This is a genomic window from Dickeya sp. NCPPB 3274 (genome assembly GCF_000406205.1).
Classification (GTDB): Bacteria; Pseudomonadota; Gammaproteobacteria; order Enterobacterales; family Enterobacteriaceae; genus Dickeya; species Dickeya fangzhongdai.
The window spans coordinates 195,493-214,219 of record NZ_CM001979.1; the positions used below are offsets into that span (position 1 = coordinate 195,493).

At 58.8% G+C, this 18,727-nt stretch carries 18 protein-coding genes; 5 read left to right on the forward strand and 13 right to left on the reverse strand.

What is annotated here, in order from left to right; translation table 11 throughout:
* The first annotated feature begins 245 nt into the window (after window positions 1-245).
* From pfkA to aguA, 3 genes are all read left to right on the forward strand, one after another.
* Window positions 246-1,208 carry a 6-phosphofructokinase gene (gene pfkA / locus DXX3274_RS01540; protein ID WP_038664512.1) on the forward strand — a complete coding sequence of 321 codons (963 nt, stop codon included), beginning with the start codon at window positions 246-248 and terminating at the stop codon, window positions 1,206-1,208.
* 318 nt (window positions 1,209-1,526) lie between these two features.
* On the forward strand, window positions 1,527-2,411 hold the full coding sequence (gene aguB / locus DXX3274_RS01545; RefSeq protein WP_038664515.1) for an N-carbamoylputrescine amidase: 885 nt from the start codon (window positions 1,527-1,529) through the stop codon (window positions 2,409-2,411).
* Window positions 2,412-2,414: 3 nt separating this feature from the next.
* A complete protein-coding gene (gene aguA / locus DXX3274_RS01550) occupies window positions 2,415-3,512 on the forward strand; it encodes an agmatine deiminase (RefSeq protein WP_042858210.1) in 1,098 nt (365 codons plus the stop codon).
* A 51-nt stretch (window positions 3,513-3,563) separates the two neighbouring features.
* Here the strand turns inward: aguA and DXX3274_RS01555 are convergent, their stop codons facing one another.
* From DXX3274_RS01555 to DXX3274_RS01570, 4 genes are all read right to left on the reverse strand, one after another.
* Window positions 3,564-4,922, reverse strand: coding sequence for a glycoside hydrolase family 28 protein (locus DXX3274_RS01555; RefSeq protein WP_084478659.1), 1,359 nt, complete (start codon window positions 4,920-4,922; stop codon window positions 3,564-3,566).
* A gap of 230 nt (window positions 4,923-5,152) precedes the next feature.
* Complete coding sequence (gene phoA / locus DXX3274_RS01560) at window positions 5,153-6,622, reverse strand: alkaline phosphatase (protein WP_042858213.1); 1,470 nt, start codon at window positions 6,620-6,622, stop codon at window positions 5,153-5,155.
* A gap of 153 nt (window positions 6,623-6,775) precedes the next feature.
* A complete protein-coding gene (gene tpiA / locus DXX3274_RS01565; protein WP_038664524.1) occupies window positions 6,776-7,546 on the reverse strand; it encodes a triose-phosphate isomerase in 771 nt (256 codons plus the stop codon).
* Window positions 7,547-7,687: 141 nt separating this feature from the next.
* Window positions 7,688-8,281, reverse strand: a complete 594-nt coding sequence (locus DXX3274_RS01570; RefSeq protein WP_152495295.1) for a DUF1454 family protein — start codon at window positions 8,279-8,281, stop codon at window positions 7,688-7,690.
* Window positions 8,282-8,429: 148 nt separating this feature from the next.
* On the opposite strand from DXX3274_RS01570, the gene DXX3274_RS01575 reads away from it, so the two are divergent.
* A complete protein-coding gene (locus tag DXX3274_RS01575) occupies window positions 8,430-8,855 on the forward strand; it encodes a DUF805 domain-containing protein (protein ID WP_042858215.1) in 426 nt (141 codons plus the stop codon).
* 13 nt (window positions 8,856-8,868) lie between these two features.
* On the opposite strand, the gene fpr is transcribed toward DXX3274_RS01575, so the two are convergent.
* The 4 genes from fpr to DXX3274_RS01595 all read right to left on the reverse strand — a co-directional run bounded on the left by fpr (window position 8,869) and on the right by DXX3274_RS01595 (window position 13,252).
* A complete protein-coding gene (gene fpr, locus DXX3274_RS01580; RefSeq protein WP_042858216.1) occupies window positions 8,869-9,615 on the reverse strand; it encodes a ferredoxin--NADP(+) reductase in 747 nt (248 codons plus the stop codon).
* Between the two features lie 109 nt (window positions 9,616-9,724).
* Entirely contained in the window at window positions 9,725-10,735 is a 1,011-nt protein-coding gene (gene glpX, locus DXX3274_RS01585) for a class II fructose-bisphosphatase (RefSeq protein ID WP_038664536.1), read from the reverse strand.
* 132 nt (window positions 10,736-10,867) lie between these two features.
* Complete coding sequence (gene glpK, locus DXX3274_RS01590) at window positions 10,868-12,379, reverse strand: glycerol kinase GlpK (protein ID WP_038917484.1); 1,512 nt, start codon at window positions 12,377-12,379, stop codon at window positions 10,868-10,870.
* Window positions 12,380-12,406: 27 nt separating this feature from the next.
* Entirely contained in the window at window positions 12,407-13,252 is an 846-nt protein-coding gene (locus tag DXX3274_RS01595) for an MIP/aquaporin family protein (protein WP_042858218.1), read from the reverse strand.
* 550 nt (window positions 13,253-13,802) lie between these two features.
* Here DXX3274_RS01595 and zapB point away from each other — a divergent pair.
* A complete protein-coding gene (gene zapB, locus DXX3274_RS01600; RefSeq protein ID WP_042858219.1) occupies window positions 13,803-14,045 on the forward strand; it encodes a cell division protein ZapB in 243 nt (80 codons plus the stop codon).
* A gap of 64 nt (window positions 14,046-14,109) precedes the next feature.
* Here zapB and rraA read toward each other — a convergent pair whose 3' ends face one another.
* From rraA to ftsN, 5 genes are all read right to left on the reverse strand, one after another.
* Complete coding sequence (gene rraA / locus DXX3274_RS01605) at window positions 14,110-14,595, reverse strand: ribonuclease E activity regulator RraA (protein ID WP_012767894.1); 486 nt, start codon at window positions 14,593-14,595, stop codon at window positions 14,110-14,112.
* Window positions 14,596-14,753: 158 nt separating this feature from the next.
* A complete protein-coding gene (locus DXX3274_RS01610) occupies window positions 14,754-15,671 on the reverse strand; it encodes a 1,4-dihydroxy-2-naphthoate polyprenyltransferase (RefSeq protein ID WP_042858220.1) in 918 nt (305 codons plus the stop codon).
* 139 nt (window positions 15,672-15,810) lie between these two features.
* Entirely contained in the window at window positions 15,811-17,142 is a 1,332-nt protein-coding gene (gene hslU / locus DXX3274_RS01615; protein ID WP_042858221.1) for an HslU--HslV peptidase ATPase subunit, read from the reverse strand.
* Between the two features lie 9 nt (window positions 17,143-17,151).
* The gene (hslV, locus tag DXX3274_RS01620) at window positions 17,152-17,682 is read right to left on the reverse strand and encodes an ATP-dependent protease subunit HslV (RefSeq protein WP_042858222.1); all 531 of its coding nucleotides are present in this window, start codon (window positions 17,680-17,682) and stop codon (window positions 17,152-17,154) included.
* A gap of 85 nt (window positions 17,683-17,767) precedes the next feature.
* Entirely contained in the window at window positions 17,768-18,700 is a 933-nt protein-coding gene (gene ftsN / locus DXX3274_RS01625) for a cell division protein FtsN (RefSeq protein WP_071603892.1), read from the reverse strand.
* Between the last annotated feature and the right edge of the window lie 27 nt (window positions 18,701-18,727).

An 18,727-nucleotide genomic window follows, 5' to 3' on the forward strand; every position in this document is an offset into this window, starting at 1 on the left:
TCCACTGCGCACGATTGCGAGGTTGCGCCTTTCAGGGCGAGTGAAAAGGCGGGAGAACACCGCCGATATCAGAAAGTGTTGTAAAAATGTGATATGCGGTAGCTTTTTATGGGGCATTCGGCCTGACCTGAATCAATTCAGCTACGGGTATTTGTTATAATATGCTGATAAACGGTTAGGCTTTGTCCTGTGAGCCTTGAGATAGAAGAATCTGCGAGTTTACATCTACAAATCCAGAGGTTGTCATGATTAAAAAAATCGGAGTACTGACGAGCGGTGGCGATGCGCCGGGAATGAATGCGGCCATTCGTGGCGTGGTGCGAGCAGGGTTAGCGGAAAACCTGGACGTATACGGCATCTATGATGGCTATCTGGGTTTGTACGAAGATCGCATGGTGCAGTTGGACCGCTATAGCGTGTCGGATGTGATCAACCGCGGCGGCACGTTCCTCGGGTCCGCCCGTTTTCCGGCGTTCCGCGAAGAAGCGGTGCGTCAGGTGTGCGTGGAAAACATGAAAAAACGCGGCCTGGACGCGCTGGTGGTGATCGGCGGCGACGGTTCCTACATGGGGGCCAAACGCCTGACGGAAATGGGTTTCCCCTGCATCGGTTTGCCGGGCACCATCGATAACGACGTTGCCGGCACCGACTACACCATCGGCTATTTCACCGCGCTGGAAACCGTGGTGGAAGCGATTGACCGCCTGCGTGATACCTCTTCTTCGCATCAGCGTATCTCCATCGTGGAAGTGATGGGGCGTCACTGTGGTGACCTGACGCTGGCGGCGGCGATTGCCGGGGGGTGTGAGTTTATCGTGCTGCCGGAAGTCGACTTCAAAAAAGAAGACCTGGTGGAAGAGATCAAAGCCGGTATCGCCAAAGGTAAGAAACACGCCATCGTGGCGATTACCGAACTGGTGTGCGATGTGGATGAGCTGGCGCACTATATCGAGCAGGAAACCGAACGTGAAACCCGCGCCACCGTACTGGGCCACATCCAGCGCGGCGGGTCGCCGGTGGCGTACGACCGTATCCTCGCCTCCCGCATGGGCGCGTACTCTATCGAACTGCTGCAGCAGGGCTACGGCGGCCGGTGCGTCGGGATCCAGAATGAAAAACTGGTCCATCATGATATTATCGACGCCATCGAGAACATGAAGCGCCCGTTCAAAGGCGACTGGCTTAACACCGCCAAGAAGCTGTTCTGATGTGTGCCCGGCGATGGCCGGGCCGAAAAAGCAAATCCCGCTCTTCAGGGCGGGATTTCTTATTGGGAAACAGAAAACGGCAAAACCATCGGCGAACGATTCGAGTGCCGGCAGTCGGTAACGGGAGGATCAGTGCATCCTCACCGTCATGATTCGCTGGCATAATGGCGCCGCTCTGCGGTGCCGCGTCGCGCATGACGGCGTTCGCCGGGCACAGGGTGATTTGTTGACCTAAACTTTTTACCAGACTCTTGCTATTACCCACGCCGCTGGCGGCGCAGGCATGAGCACCCATACAGAAATTATTGAGGTTTTCGCATGACAAAAGTTACCGTTGCCGCCACTCAGATGGCCTGCACCTGGGATTTGCCAAAAAATATCGAAAACGCCGAAAGGCTGGTGCGTCAGGCGCATGCTCAGGGGGCACAAATCATTCTGATTCAGGAACTGTTTGCCGCGCCTTATTTCTGCATCGACCAGAGCCCGGAGCACTACGCGCTGGCCCAGGAGCTGGCAACCAGCCCGCTTATCAAACACTTCTCCGCGCTGGCAGCCGAGCTGGAAGTGGTGCTGCCGCTGAGTTTCTTCGAGCGTGCCAATAACGCCTACTACAACTCGCTGGTGATGATCGATGCCGACGGCAGCGTGTTGGATGTGTATCGCAAAACCCATATTCCGAACGGCCCGGCCTATCAGGAAAAACAGTTCTTTATTCCGGGCGACACCGGTTTCAAAGTGTGGCAGACCCGCTACGCCAAAGTGGGCGTGGGCATCTGCTGGGATCAATGGTTCCCGGAAACCGCTCGTTGTCTGGCGCTCAAAGGCGCTGAGTTGATTTTCTACCCGACCGCCATCGGTTCCGAACCGGCGTACCCGGAAATCGACAGCCAGCCGCACTGGACTCGCGTACAGCAGGGCCATGCCGCCGCCAACCTGATTCCGGTGATCGCCTCCAACCGCATCGGCACCGAAGCCAGCAAGTACATCGACGGTCTGGAAATGACTTTCTACGGCTCGTCGTTCATCGCCGATCAAACCGGCGCGCTGGTAGCGCAGGCCAACAAAACGGATGAAACGGTGCTGGTGCACGAGTTCGATCTGGACGCCATCGCCGCACAGCGCGCTTCCTGGGGCCTGTTCCGCGACCGTCGCCCGGACATGTACGGCGTCATCGGTACTTCTGACGGCAAGACCTGGAGATAAGTGATGTCTGAACTGACCACGCCGTTGCAGGACGGTTTCTCCATGCCAGCGGAATGGGCGCCGCACGACGCCGTGTGGATGTTGTGGCCGTATCGCCGCGACAACTGGCGCTCACAAGGAGATGCCATTCCCGCTCAGCGCACCTTTGCCGCCGTTGCCGCCGCCATTGCGCAGACCACGCCGGTCATCATGGGGGCACCACGCGACCAGATGGCGCTCGCCAAAAGCGTCATGCCGGCCGACGTCACGCTGGTAGAGATGGAAAGCGATGACGCCTGGATGCGTGACACCGGGCCGACCGTGGTGCTGAACGCCGCCGGCGAACGCCGTGGCGTCGACTGGCAGTTCAACGCCTGGGGCGGTGCTCTGGGCGGACTGTACCAAGACTGGAGCCGTGACGAAAAGGTCGCCGCGCAGGTGCTGGCGTATCATGGCGATGCGCGTTATGCCGCGCCGCTGATTCTGGAAGGCGGTTCCATCCACACCGATGGCGAAGGCACGCTGCTGACCACCGCCGAGTGCCTGCTGAACCCGAACCGCAATCCGCACCTGAACAAGGCGCAGATTGAACAACTGCTGCGGGATTATCTCGGCGTCACCGCCTTTATCTGGCTGGAAGACGGCGTGTATAACGACGAAACCGACGGCCATATCGATAACATGTGCTGTTTTGTGCGCCCCGGCGAAGTGGCGCTGCACTGGACCGACGATGAAACCGACCCGCAGTACGCCCGCTCTCAGGCGGCGTATCAGGTGCTGTCGCAGACGAAGGATGCGCAAGGCCGGTCGCTGAAAATCTGGAAACTGCCGGCGCCGGGCCCGCTGTACGCCACGCCGGAAGAAGCGGCTGGCGTGACCGACGGCAACGCCATTGAACGTAACGCCGGCTCACGGCTGGCGGGCTCGTACGTCAATTTCCTGATCAGCAACCAGCAGATCATTTACCCGTTGCTGGATGAACGCACTGACGGCGAGGCACACGCCCTGCTGCAACAGATGTTCCCTGACTATCTGGTAAGCGGCGTGCCGGCCCGCGAGATCCTGCTGGGCGGCGGCAACATCCACTGTATTACCCAGCAAATTCCGGCGATACGCCGCTAATCTCTGCTGCCTGCACCCCCATGAAGCGTTCTTGCTATCCTGGGGGTGTTGTTAGCGGATCGTCAGTTGGGAGCCATCGCCCTGATTGACGGTTTCGCTGTTGGCAGCCTGAATGTGGGTATTAATCAACTTACCGTCAACGTAGTTAGTCAGCAAACCGCGCTGCGATGCGGTGATGTCAACGTTTTCCAGCAGCAGGTTTTTCACCGGCGCTTCCGGCAGTCCACTAATAATCCCGGCATTTTTAGCGTTGCTGGCGGTCAGGTTGCTAACCGTTACGTCATGCACATACGGCGTATACGCGGTGACTGGCGCGTTGGCGATCGTTGGCAGCCCCTCGGGAAAATGACCTGGAGTGAGTGACTTGCCGTAACTGTCGGAAATAGAGATCGGTGTATTGACGTTATCCATCGTGATATCGCTGAATGATACCGGGCCGATATTTGCGCCGCGATCCCGGCCCGACTTAATGCGCACGCCGTTTTCCGTACCGAAGAAACGCAAGTGGTTGGCAATGATGTTATCAATGCCGTTGGCGGTTTCACTGCCGATCGACACGCCATGACCACGGTGGATGACGCTATCCGTCAGCGTAATATCGCTGGCCGGGCGTTTGTCGCCAAGCATCCCGGCCAGACCGGACTTGATGGCGACATCGTCGTCGTCGGTGTCGATATCCAATTGTCTCATAATGACATTTTTTGAAGATACGATATCTACTCCGTCGGTGTTGGGGGCATCGACCGGGTTGTTGATTCGGGTGCCGTCAAGCACCAGTTGCTCGCTGTTGCGCAGTACGATGTTCCACATCGGCGAGTTTCGTACCAGCACCGTACCTATTTTGCCGTCGTACACATGGTTGAATTCCACCAGCCAGGGGCGAGGCATGCCGTTAGTGGGCGGGATATTCGGCCAGCGCTGGCGGAAGTTGGCATCGCCGTGCGTTTTCAGGTCCTGGCTAACCTCCCGGGCCTGCGGCCACCAGTCTTTCTCACCGTTGCCGTCAATAATACCGGTGCCGTTAATGCCGACATGGCTGACGCCATCGGCCAGAATGAAAGCTTCGTCCGCGTGGGTGGGCGTGCCGATAAACGCCGGGACGAAGCGATGTTCCTGGTTAGTGGCCTGCAATACGCTGCCTTCCTCCAACTGCAGCGTGACGCCATTGCGCAACTGTAGCGGGCCGCTGAGCCAGACGCCGGCGCGAAAAATCACGCGGCCGCCGCCCTGTTGGCCGCAGGCGTCAATCGCCTGTTGAATGGCGGTGGTGTTGATAGTCTTGCTGTCCGCGATCGCGCCAAAATTAGCAGGGTCGCAGTCATAAACATCAGCAAAGGAGACGGTAGGCAACAGCATCATTGAGGCGAGCAGTCCTCGCCAGACGGGCGTCAATATCAGTGAATAGTTCATGAGTGAGTCCCAGCGTTGGTTGATTCAAACAAGGGATGGTTATTACGCATCAGCAGCGTAGCCTGAGCGTAGTCTGGATTGCATCGGGGAGAGTGTTAACAGCGACGTGAATGTGTAAGTAATGGGGAGCCGGTGTGAGTTTGTGTCCCTGGAGGGGGCGAGCCTCAGTACAGACCCGACGCGCCGTTATCAGGGAACGGGCCGACGGCGGGCTGCCGCGGCCCTGGAGATTACTTCAGCCCCATCGCGTTTTTCATGGTGTAGAACAGGTCGGTCTGGTCGGTCAGGCCCACCACGTTGGCGGCGTGCGGACCATAGGCGGCGATGCGCAGCTGGGTGCCGGTGTGTCCCTGCGATTCCTCTTCCGAGTTACCGTAGCTGATGGTCATCACTGCGTTATCTTTGGTGTTCAGCGCCTGCGTCAGGCCCGGCGCTTTGGCGCCGTTTTCGACGATCTGGCTGGAGTGGGCGTGGTCGGCGGTGACGATCACCAGCGTGTTGCCGTCGCGACGGGCGAATTCCAGCGCTTTCTGCACCGCTTCGTCCAGATCCACCGTTTCACCGAACTGACCGCACGGGTTGGCGGCGTGGTCCTGTTTGTCGATAGAGGCACCTTCCACCTGCAGGAAGAAACCGTTTTTGTTCTTGCTCAACAGCTGGATGGCCTTATCGGTCATTTGCGCCAGTGTCGGTACGCCGGCGCCGCGCTGGGCGTTGGGTTCACAGGTCACTACCGGTTTATCGAGGTTGCCGTGGTAGCTGGCTTTCGGCCCCTGCCAGCGCACCGGCATGTTGCCGTCGGCGAACAGGCCCAGCACCGGTTTGCTCTGACTGGCGGCGGTAACGGCATTCATGCCGTCCAGATCGGTTACGAGGTGGTAGCCCAGCGCTTCCGCCTGTTCTGTCAGGCTTTTACCCTGATATTTACCTGCTTTGGCGATTTCTTTGAAGGTGGCGGCACCGCCGCCCAGCGTGACGTCAGCGCGGGTAACCAGCAGCTGTTCGGCGATAGAGCCGCGACCGCCGTTTTCCAGCGCGTTGGTCGGGCATTGCTGGCTGGTTTTTTCCGGGCCGTAGCACTTACGCGAGGTGACGTGCGACACCATTGCGGCCGGTGTGGCGTCTTCCAGTTCGGCAGTGGAGACGTTGCCGGTGGCTTTGCCCGCCGCTTTGGCGATTTCAATCAGCGTCTTATGGTCTTTACTGTCCACATCTACGCCCAGCGCGCCGTTGTAGGTTTTGACGCCGCTGGACCAGGCGGTGGCCGATGCAGCGGAATCGGTCACGTAATCCGGTTTGCGGGTTTTCTTGTCCAGCGAGTAGTGGGTGTATTGGCCGGTCAGCGGCAGCGCGTCGATGCCTTTGAAGAAACCGCCGGCGCCCAGCGCGTAGTTGCGTGCCGCGGTGATTTCAGAGTCGCCCATGCCGTCGCCAATCAGCAGAATCACGTTTTTGGCGGTTTTCGCGTTGAGCGAGGCCTTCAACATCTCGGTCTGATCGGCGCTGAGGCGGCGCGCGCCGCCGGGCTGGGTGATATCGCCCTGAGCCTGGCGGTTGTAATCGGCGCTGGCGGCCAGAGCGCTGCCGGCGATAAGCGTCATCATCAGGGAAGAGAGCAGGGTTTTGCTGATCAAGGTTTTACTGATCAAGGTCTTGCGGATCAAAGTTTTGCGGATCAAAGCCTTACGGGTCATGGTCATTCACTCGCAGTTAAATTAAGTAACAAATAAACATGTGTGGTAAAACCTAGACAGAGAAAATGACAGAATGATGAACGCGGTTGGTATGGGTGGAAAAAAGGCATAAAAAAACGGCCCCGAAGCGGAGCCGTTGTGCGGTATCAACAGGGCTGATCAGGCCTGGCTTTTGGCTTCGGCGGCAGCTTTGACGATGACCGCGAAGGCGTCGGCTTTCAGCGAAGCGCCGCCAACCAGTGCGCCGTCGATGTCCGGCTGGGTGAAGAGTTCAGCGGCGTTGGCGGCATTGACCGACCCGCCGTACTGAATGATGACCTGCTCGGCTACCGCAGCATCCTGCTTGGCGATGTGGTTGCGGATGAATTTGTGTACCGCCTGCGCTTGCGCCGGGGTGGCGGATTTGCCGGTGCCGATGGCCCAGACCGGCTCGTAGGCAATCACGGTGTTTTCGAACGCTTTCGCGCCCAGCGTGTTCAGCACGGCGTCCAGTTGACGCGCGCATACGGCTTCGGTCTGGCCGGCTTCGTTTTCGGCTTCGGTTTCACCGATGCACAGTACCGGAATCAGGCCGGTTTCTTTCAGCACGGCGAATTTTTTAGCGATGAACTCGTCGCTTTCGTGATGATAGGTACGGCGTTCGGAGTGGCCGATGATGATGTATTGGGCGCCGATGTCTTTCAGCATCGCGGCGGAGGTTTCACCGGTGAAGGCGCCGGCAAGGTTGACGTCCACGTTCTGGGCACCCAGTGCGATACGGCTGCCTGCCAGCAGATGTTTAGCCTGATCCAGATAAAGCGCCGGCGGCGCGATGGCCACGCCGCAACCCGTTACGGCGCTCAGTTCGTTGCGCAGGCCGGCGATCAGTTCGTGAACCATGCTGGTGCTGCCGTTCAGCTTCCAGTTGCCCATGACTAAGGGGTGTCGCATCTTGTTTCCTCCAGGCGAATTGCCAGTTAATCATTACATGGCTGCGTCAGGCAGCCAATCTGACGATGATACAAAACTGACGATAGTATAGAGTCGAAATGGCACGGTGGCTCTGTTTTTCGTGCCTAATTCTCGATGTGATCACGAATCAGATAGCGCCAGCTTAATCGGTTCAACAGCGAAAGTTAGCCCTTTTTCGCCATGATCCGCCACGACGTAGCGCAGTGCTCCTTCCGTTTGCTGGTAAAAGCGCTGCCCTTTGCCTTTTTCCAGCAACGTTTCGATCTTTTTCAGGCTTTGCTCGTTGGTCAACGACGGCATAAAGGTGCGTACCAGCGCCGCCATGTAACCGATAGCCTGTTTGCGCCGTCCGCTCTGGTCGGTGTCTTTCGGTTTGGGCAACCAGGTAATCTGCATGGTTTTGATCTTGCCGGTGCCTTTTTCCAGCGCGGTGGAAGAATACAGACGATCGTTGATACGGCTGGCGGCGCGCGTCAGATTGGGCGAGTCATCGCCGGTATCGACCACCCGGTATTCGCTAATCGGCAACGACGGGTTGCTCAGGTTATAACGGGTGCGAAACTGTACGATGTTCATGTCGAACGTGGGAGAACCTGACAGCAGATAAGGCGCGGCGGTCGGGGGTTTTTGCTGGAACAGACCGTCACTCCTGGCAAACGGGGTGCAGAGTAGGCCGGCAGACAGGCAACAAACAATCAACAGGGCATTTTTCATCATCAATTCATCAGCATCGTCACGTACCGTTGGCATGCTGTGTGATTAAAACGGGATTCGGACTCAATTGTCAAAACGTGCGATAAAAAACACGGGCTGACTTAAGGTAAACTCACGCCCGTAGAACCGCATTCGGGGATGGAAAGTGATGACGATACAACAATGGTGTTTTTCGTTTCGCGGCCGTGTTGGCCGCCGGGATTTCTGGTTAGGGATGGTGATGGTGTCGGCGCTGATGGTGGGGTTGTTCATGTTGGCCGGTACCGGCTGGTTGGAAACCCAGAAAGCGGCGTTCGTGCTGGTGGTGTTGATGTGGCCGCTGGCGGCGATACTGGTCAAACGGCTGCATGACCGCAACAAAAGCGGCTGGTGGGCGTTATTGCTGGTGGTGGCCTGGATGCTGGGCAACGGCAACTGGTCGATGCTGCCGCCGCTCGGTCAGTGGGGGGTAGGGAGTTTTCTGCCTGTGTTGATTGCCGTGATGATGCTGCTGGATTGCGGCGCGTTTGTCGGTACGGCTGGCGCTAACCGTTTCGGACCGGCGGCGGAGCCGTTGCGGCTCCGCGCTTCCTGAATCTCGCTCGTCGTTACCAGTAGTGCTCGCTGGTCATATGACCGGGACGACGGCGCAGGTGTTTGCTCATCTGCCGCGTGTCTTTGAGCAACTGCTGGGTATCCCGCACCATCTGCGGGTTGCCGCACAGCATCACGTGGCTGGTCGCCGCGTCCATCGGCAGGCCGACCGCCGCCTCCAGCGCGCCGCTTTCAATCAGCGCCGGCACGCGGCCGGTGAGCGAGCCGGGCTGTTCCTCGCGGCTGACTACGGTCTGGATACGCAGTTTGCCGTCATAGCGCTGTTCCAGCTGTTGCATCAGCGGCAGGTAGCTGAGATCGCGGGCGAAACGGGCGGCGTGCACCAGCACGATGTGTTTGAACCGTTCCAGGTAGCGCCCTTCCTGCAGAATCGACAGATACGGGCCGATGGCGGTGCCGGTCGCCAGCATCCATAGCGTGTCGCAGTCCGGAATCTCGTCGAGCACGAAGAAGCCGGCGGCTTCCTGCGTCACCAGCACCTCGTCGCCCGGCTGGCAACGGTGCAGATGCGGGCTGAGCTTGCCGTCCGGCACGTTGACCAGGTAAAACTCCAGCAGATTGTCGCTGGGGGCGTTGACGTAGGAATAGGCGCGTTGCACCCGCTCGCCGTCCAGTTCCAGCGCCAGCTTGGCGAACTGCCCGGCGGTAAACGGCGCCACCGGCGCTTCCAGCCGCAGACTGAATAAGTTTTCCGTCCAGTGTTCAACCTGAATAACCTTGCCGGTCACCCACTCTGCCATGGTTCTATGCTCCTGTTTTGATCTCTCGGGTGTCACAGGGCTGCGAGCAGCCAGACTTTACGATACGCGATCTGTTAACAACAGTGAAACAATTCGTGCCTTGCCGCGGCTACAGCAAAAAGGCGTGCAGCGCCTGATCCTTGCGGTCCAGATAATGGGTGGAACTGATGCGGCGGATGGTGCGCGACTTGCCGCGGATCAGCAGGGTTTCGGTGGTGGCGATGTTGCCGCGGCGGGAAATGCCGTCGAGCAGATCGCCCTTGGTGATGCCGGTGGCGGAAAATATCACGTTGTCGTTGCGCGCCATGTCGCCCAGCATCAGCACCTTACCGGCTTCGATGCCCATTTCACGGCAGCGCGCCAGTTCCTGCTCGCCCAGCCGACGGTTTTCCGCATTGTCTTCCTTCACCTGATGACGGGCCAGTAGACGTCCCTGCATGTCGCCGTCCAGCGCGCGGATCACCGCCGCTGAGATCACGCCTTCCGGCGCGCCGCCGATGCCATAGAGCACATCGACCTCGCTTTCCGGCATACAGGTCAGAATCGAGGCGGCCACGTCGCCATCAGGAATGGCGAACACTTTTACGCCCAGCCGCTGCATGTCGGCGATCACCCGATCGTGGCGCGGTTTGGCCAGCGTGATCACGGTGAGTTCGCCGAGTGGCTTGCCCAATCGTTCCGCAACCCGTTTCAGGTTGTCTTCCAGCGGGCGATCAAGGTCGATAGCGCCTTTGGCCTGCGGGCCGACAATCAGCTTTTCCATGTACATGTCGGGCGCGTGCAGGAATGCCCCCTGTTCACCCACCGCCAGTACCGCCAGCGCGTTAGCCTGCCCCATCGCCGTCATGCGGGTGCCTTCGATCGGATCGACGGCGATATCTACCGCGTCGCCGTGTCCGGTACCCACCTGCTCGCCGATGTAGAGCATCGGCGCTTCATCGATTTCGCCTTCGCCGATGACGATGCGGCCGTTGATGTCGACCTGATTGAGCATGATACGCATCGCCTGCACCGCAGCGTTGTCGGCGGCGTTCTTATCGCCACGGCCCAGCCATTTGTAACCGGCCAGCGCGGCCGCTTCGGTAACGCGGGAGAATTCGATGGCTAATTCACGTTTCATGGGTACCTGTCTTGAACGGGGAGTAAAGGAATTATCGGGGCATTATGGTAGCACAGGCGTGATGGCGGACGAGGGGCGAGGTGGAAGGAAAAAGGGCGCGATAGCCGCGCCCGATCAAGGATAGCGATGATTTTACTCGTCGTGTTCTTCCCACGCGCGGGCGCGTTCCACCGCTTTTTGCCAGCCGCGGTAACGGAAGTTGCGCTCCACGGTTTCAATGCTGGGACGGAACTCCCGCTCGATGGCGGTCTTGCTCTTCACTTCGTCCAGATCATTCCAGAAACCCGTCGCCAGACCGGCGAGGAATGCCGCGCCCAGCGCGGTGGATTCACGCACCTGCGGACGCTCGACGCGGGTGCCCAGAATGTCGGACTGGAACTGCATCAGGAAGTTGTTGGCGACCGCGCCGCCGTCCACCCGCAGCGATTGCAGGCGAGTATCGGCGTCGGCCTGCATCGCGTCCAGCACGTCGCGGGTCTGGTAGGCGATGGATTCCAGCGTGGCGCGGATGATGTGATTGGCGTTAACGCCGCGGGTCAGGCCGAAAATCGCGCCGCGGGCGTACGGGTCCCAGTAGGGCGCGCCCAGCCCGGTAAACGCCGGCACCACATAGACGCCATTGCTGTCTTTCACCTTGGTGGCGAAGTATTCGGAGTCCATCGCGTCGCCAATCAGTTTCAGTTCGTCGCGCAGCCACTGGATCGACGCGCCGCCGATAAATACCGCGCCTTCCAGCGCATAGTTCACTTCGCCGCGCGGGCCGCAGGCGATGGTGGTCAGCAGGCCGTGTTTGGAGCGTACCGCTTCGGTGCCGGTGTTCATCAGCAGGAAGCAGCCGGTGCCGTAGGTGTTTTTCGCCATGCCGGGATGTACGCACAGTTGGCCGTACAGCGCCGCCTGCTGGTCGCCGGCGATACCGGCGATGGGAATGCGGGTGCCGCCTTTGCCGCCGATGTTGGTCTGGCCGTAAACCTCGGAGGACGGGCGCACCTGCGGCAGCATGGCGCGCGGGATATCCAGCACTTCCAGCATGCGTTCGTCCCAGTCCAGCGTATGGATGTTGAACAACATGGTGCGGGAGGCGTTGGTGTAATCAGTGACGTGGACGCGGCCCTGAGTCATTTTCCAGATAAGCCAGGTGTCGATGGTGCCGAACAGCAGCTCGCCGCGGCGGGCGCGTTCACGCGAGCCTTCCACATGGTCGAGGATCCATTTGACCTTGGTGCCGGAAAAATACGGGTCGACCACCAGGCCGGTGTTGGCGCGGATGTACTCTTCCAGCCCGTCTTTTTTCAGCTTTTCGCAAATGTCGGCGGAGCGGCGGCATTGCCAGACGATGGCGTTGTAGATGGGTTTGCCGGTTTCTTTTTCCCATACCACGGCGGTTTCACGCTGGTTGGTGATGCCGATGCCGGCGATCTCGTCGCTGCTGATGCCGGCTTTCGCCAGCGCTTCCACCAGCGTGGAGCTTTGCGAGGCCCAGATTTCCATCGGGTCGTGTTCTACCCAGCCCGCTTTGGGGTAGATCTGGGTAAATTCCCGCTGGGATACGCTGACGATGTTGGCGTCATGGTCCAGTACGACAGCCCGTGAGCTGGTGGTTCCCTGGTCGAGCGCGACGATGTATTTTTTTTCCTGGTTCATAAACGTAATCCTGTGAGCGGAGTAGGGTTAGACCTTACGGGTTTGGGCTGACGCTGCCGTGTCGTTGTCTGTCGCGCAGACATCGCAGGGCAGGTTGCGGCCAATCAGGGTGCGATAGCCGAACGCGCCCAGACAGGCGCCGACAATCGGGCCGAAAATCGGTATCAGCATATAAGGAATATCGCGCCCGCCGGTCAGTGCAATCTTGCCCCAGCCGGCGAAATAGGCAAACAGCTTCGGACCCGCGTCACGCGCCGGGTTCATGGCAAATCCGGTCAACGGCCCCATCGATGCGCCGATCACCGCTATCAGAATACCGATCAACAACGGCGCCAGCGGCCCGCGCGGAATGCCGTTGCCGTCGTCGGTCAGCGCCAGAATCAGGCACATCAGAATGGAGGTGATGACCATTTCCACCAGGAATGCCTGCAATACCGAAATATGCGGGTTGGGGTAGGTGGAGAAGATACCGGCCAGATCGAGGCTTTCCACACTGCCGCGCACCATATTGTGCGTCTGCTCGATATTGTCGAACAGGTTGTGATAGAGGCCGTAGACCAGCGCCGCCGAGCAAAATGCGCCGGCCACTTGCGAGAGGATATACGGCATCACTTTGCGGCCGTCGAAGCAGGCGAACAGCCATAGGGCAATGGTCACCGCCGGATTGAGGTGCGCGCCGGAAATCGCGGCGGTCAGGTAGATCGCCATAGCGACGCCCAACCCCCAGATAATGCTGATTTCCCATTGCCCGAAGCTGGCGCCCGCCAGTTTCAAAGCCGCCACACAGCCAACGCCAAAGAAAATCAACAGGCCAGTGCCGAGAAACTCGGCGATGCACTGGCCTTTAAGGGTAGAAAGTTCAGATTGACTCATAATGCTTGTTCCTGCTTGTAGGCTACAGCATGGATGGTTGACGCAGGCCGATGGAGTAACCCGCGCGTTTCTGGTCTGTCCCGTCGGTCCTGGAAGGATCCACGGCCAGACTCTTTTTGTATTTCGGATGTGAATTTATCGTTAATGCTCGAAAACGAGAAATATCGAAATCAAAATGTGTGTGATGCGTCAAGAAAATGCGCGCATTCGCGTAATTAGCGACAAAATGCCCATCTGCCTACCGGACGGGTGTTAACAGGGGTGTTAAATGTATTAACATTAGTACTGTTTAATAATGATCAGGCTGATTTTCAGTCTGTGCTGATAGCGCATGAGCGAAAAAGCAGGCAGAGTCGCTGTTTTACCGGCGGTGTGCTGGACACGCCTGATCCGGCTACATACAATTTGGCTGGCGTTTACGTCGGGCGCGTCAGCGCCGGGGTGTGAAGGCGTGAGGCATCTGTTGATGAAATGCCGTCCGTGACACACCCGTTCGTGGTACATCTGCGTTAACCGGCTTATGCCGTGCGATCAAAAGGGGTTAGAAGTTATGTCATTTGAAGTGTTTGAGAAGCTGGAAGCGAAAGTTCAGCAGGCGATTGACACGATCACGCTGTTGCAGATGGAAATCGAAGAGCTGAAAGAGAAGAACAAGACGTTGTCGCAGGAAGTGGAGAGTATGGCGGGCAACCGTGATGCGTTGATGCGCGAGAACGAGCAGTTAAAGCAGGAACAGCTGGTATGGCAAGAGCGCCTGCGTGCGCTGCTGGGTAAAATGGAAGACGTTCAGTAATCGCCGACGTCAGATAGATGGGATGCGCACAGGGCGTCTGTTGACGCCCTTGGGTGCCCACCCGTTATTCCAGATCGAGCGGGTCTTCGGACAGAATGATGCCGGTATTGTCGGCATACAGATGGTCACCGGAGAAGAAGGTCACGCCGCCGAAATTCACCCGAATATCGGTTTCGCCGATGCCTTCGCTGGCCGCCCCCGCCGGGGTCGCCGCCATCGCCTGAATGCCGATGTCCAGTTCCGACAAGTCGTCGACCTGACGCACCGCGCCGTACACCACGATGCCTTCCCACTCGTTCTGCGTAGCCAGACGCGCCAGTTCAGCGTCAACCAGCGCCCGGCGAACGGAGCCGCCGCCGTCGACCAACAGCACGCGCCCGCTGCCGTTTTCTTCCAGCACGTCGAACAGCAGGCCATTATCCTCAAAGCATTTCACCGTGATGATTTTGCCGCCGAATGAACTACGCCCGCCAAAGTTGGAGAAAAGAGGCTCAACTACATTGACCTCTTCATGATAGATATCACACAGTTCGGAAGTATCGTATTTCATAGGAGTAACGTCTGTTGCCGCTGGAAGTGTGAGACTGAGTATATCCCTTTCTGTTTGTTGTTGGCAAAATCATCAACCGCGGCTTTGACCCGCATCAGTAATCGGTAGTGATTTTGCCAACCGGGACAAGCCGTTACTCAGCCTCAGCGGGCAGTCGCCTAGCTCAGCAGCACGCCCACCGCGAACAGCAGATTGGTGAGCAACGCGCCCTTGACGGTTTTTTCCAGCATCGGTCGCATGCTGAACGCGGTGGTTTCCCGCATCACGTAGCGCCCCTGCTTCACCAGCAGCGGCAGCGCCAGAATAAACAGCCAGCCAGCCAGCGTATGCAGATAGAGCATGGCGAACAGCGCCAGACAGACCGGCGCCGTCATCAGCAGCACCATGTGGTAGCGCCGGGCCTTGTGAGCGCCGAGCCGCACTGCCAGCGTGTTCTTGCCGTTTTCCCGATCGCTGTCGATATCGCGTAGATTGTTGATATTGAGCACCGCGACGGCCAGCAAACCACAGGCGGTGGCGGGCAGAATGACGCTGCTGTCGAAGTGGCCGGTTTGCAGGTAGTACGACCCGGCCACGCTCAGCCAGCCGAAAAAGATCAGCACCGAGATGTCGCCAAGCCCGATATAACCATACGGTTTATTGCCGACGGTATAGGTAATGGCGGCCAGAATCGCCAGCAGGCCGAGCGCCAGAAACACCACGATGTCCACCGGCTTTTCACAGGCCAGCGCCACCAGCGCGCTGCCGGAAATCGCCGTCAGCGTCACGGTAATGAGCAGAGCCTTGCGTAGCTCCTGCAGGCTGATGGCGCCGGTCTGGATGCCGCGTAGCGGGCCGATGCGGTCTTCCTTGTCGCTGCCTTTCACGGCGTCGCCGTAGTCGTTAGCCAGATTGGAGAGGATTTGCAACAGGCCGGCGGTAATCAGCGTCAGCAGCGCCACGCCGGGTTTGAAGTTGCTGTGCCAGCAGGCGATGACGGTGCCGGTAACGATGGAGGCAAAAGCCAGCGGCAGCGTCTTGGGACGCAGGCTGTCCAGCCAGGCTTGGGTTTTGCTGCTATGTGTCAATTGGGTCATGGTGTTAATGGGCCATGGTATTAGCCAGATTGTGGCGCGTTCAGTTCTGGAAAATAAAGCCTGGTGACGGTGATAAAAACAGCAGTGGGAGGCATTGGCCTCCCACTGGTCAGTCATCAGTGCGATCCGTGAACACGGATTATAAGATAAATCGGCTCAGATCTTCATCTGCTACCAACTCATCAAGGTGACTGCGTACATAATCTGCATCGATCGTCACGGTTTGGCCGTTCATTTCGCTGGCGCCGTAGGAGACTTCTTCGATCAATCGCTCCAGCACCGTGTGCAGACGGCGGGCGCCGATGTTCTCCGTGCGCTCGTTAACCTGCCAGGCCGCTTCCGCGATACGACGGATACCGTCCGGCTGGAACGTGATGTTGACGCCTTCGGTTTCCATCAATGCCTGATACTGACGTGTCAGCGACGCGCTGGGTTCGGTCAGAATACGTTCGAAGTCTTCGGTGGTCAGCGCCTGCAATTCCACGCGAATCGGCAGACGACCTTGCAGCTCGGGGATCAAGTCCGCCGGGCTGGCGACCTGGAACGCGCCGGAGGCGATGAACAGGATATGGTCGGTTTTCACCATGCCGTGCTTGGTGGACACGGTACAGCCTTCCACCAGCGGCAGCAGGTCGCGCTGCACCCCTTCGCGGGACACGTCCGGGCCGGAGGTGTCGCCCCGTTTGCAGATCTTGTCGATCTCATCGATGAACACGATGCCGTGCTGCTCCACCGCTTCGATCGCCTGCTGCTTAAGCTCTTCCGGGTTGACCAGCTTGGCGGCTTCTTCTTCCACCAGTAGCTTGAAGGCTTCACGAACCTTGATTTTGCGGTTTTTCTGTTTCTGACCCGCCAGATTCTGGAACATTGACTGCAACTGATTAGTCATCTCTTCCATGCCCGGCGGGGCCATGATTTCGACGCCGACGGGAGCCGCCGCCAGCTCGATTTCGATCTCTTTATCGTCAAGCGACCCTTCGCGCAGTTTCTTGCGAAACGCCTGACGGGCGGCAGACGGCTCGTGATTCTCTTCCGTCTGGCCCCAGTTGTTTTTGGCCGGCGGAATCAGCACGTCCAGAATACGCTCTTCGGCCAGTTCTTCGGCGCGGTAGCGGTTTTTCTCCATCGACTGCTGGCGCACCATCTTGATGGCGACATCGGTCAGGTCGCGGATAATCGAGTCTACTTCCTTGCCGACGTAGCCCACTTCGGTGAATTTGGTCGCTTCCACCTTGATGAAAGGGGCGTTGGCCAGCTTGGCGAGACGACGGGCGATTTCGGTTTTCCCCACCCCGGTCGGGCCGATCATCAGAATGTTTTTCGGGGTGACTTCATGGCGCAGGCTCTCTTCCAGCTGCATGCGGCGCCAGCGGTTACGCAAGGCAATCGCCACGGCGCGCTTCGCTTTGTGCTGGCCGATGATGTAGCTATCAAGCTCGCTGACTATTTCGCGCGGGGTCATTTCAGACATAGTGGATCCTTACGCCTTGGAGGCTAATTCTTCAATCGTGTGGAACTGGTTGGTGTAGATGCAGATATCACCCGCAATACCCAGTGATTTTTCGACAATCTCCCGGGCGCCTAATTCGGTATTTTCCAGCAGGGCGCGCGCGGCAGCCTGCGCGTAGGGGCCGCCGGAGCCGATAGCGATCAGATCGTTTTCCGGCTGAATCACGTCGCCGTTGCCGGTGATGATCAGCGACGCGTTTTCGTCGGCGACCGCCAGCAACGCTTCCAGCCGACGCAGCATGCGGTCGGTGCGCCAGTCTTTAGCCAGTTCCACGGCGGCCTTCACCAGATGCCCCTGATGCAGCTCCAGCTTACGTTCGAACAGTTCAAACAGGGTAAACGCATCGGCGGTGCCGCCAGCGAATCCGGCGATAACCCGGTCATTGTACAGACGGCGTACTTTACGCACGTTGCCTTTCATTACGGTGTTGCCCAGGGTGGCCTGCCCGTCTCCGCCAATCACGACCTGACCGTTGCGGCGTACGCTTACAATTGTTGTCACGAGTTTATCCCCGTTACTGAGAAAAAGGCCCCCGCGCGGACGCGGGGCATATTGACGATAAACATGGGGGAGGGACGGGGGGTTTTCAACCCCCGCTGGCTAACGGGATGCAGTTGGATTGCCCCATGCCTTTGAGTTTTTGTGCCATTTTGTCGGCCACGGTACGGCTGTTGTACGGCCCGAGCATAATCCGATGCCAGCCGCCGCTGCTGGCGATACGGCTTTCGACGCCGGCAAACGCCAGTTCCGCTCTTACCGATTCGGCAGGCTCTGCCGTCTTGAACGAACCGCATTGCACCATCCAGCGCTGCTCTTTCTCTGGCTTGGCGTTCTCCGTCTTGCTGTCGGTTTTTGCGGTTTCTTTGGCTGCCGTTTCCGTTTTGACGGCTTCTTTGCGGGGCTCCGTCTGCACCGGTTTCTGCGCCGTCTGTGCCGGTGGCGTCGCCGCCTGCGTCGTATGATGCTGGCTGGCTGCCGGAACGGCAGTCGTGGTACGCGGCGTCGGCGGTGGCGTCATGGTATTGGTATTGGGCACGATCGGCACAACCGTCTGCGGCCTGGGCGCTACCGAGGTGCGGGCCGGCATCTGGCTTTGATCGTTGTAAGGCACTTCCGTCAGCGTGGTCGGTTGGCGTTTCATGTCCGCCTGCATCTGCTCCAGCAGTTGCCGCTGTTCACCGGTAAGTTGGCCCGTCGACTGGATTTCTCCACCCGCCGAGGGTTCGGTCGGCGAAGCGACGCCAATCTGCCGGTTTTCCAGCTCCTTGATATAACGCCAGCGCTCTTCCGGTTTGGGCGGCAACCCGTTGCCTTTGGTCCCCTGATGCGGCAGGACCGGTGATTCGTCCGGCTTATTGTGGGCGATAAAATAGAGTCCGCCGGCAAACGTGACCAGCACGGCAACAGCCAGCGCTATCATCGTTTTGGATGCGCCCGAGGACCCTCCTCGTTTCCGGCTGGATGTTTTTTTCCGGCGCGTTCCAGAACGCCCCCGGCTGACATAGTCTCGTTGTGCCACAATCGTTTCGTTGCGAAAAAAATAAGT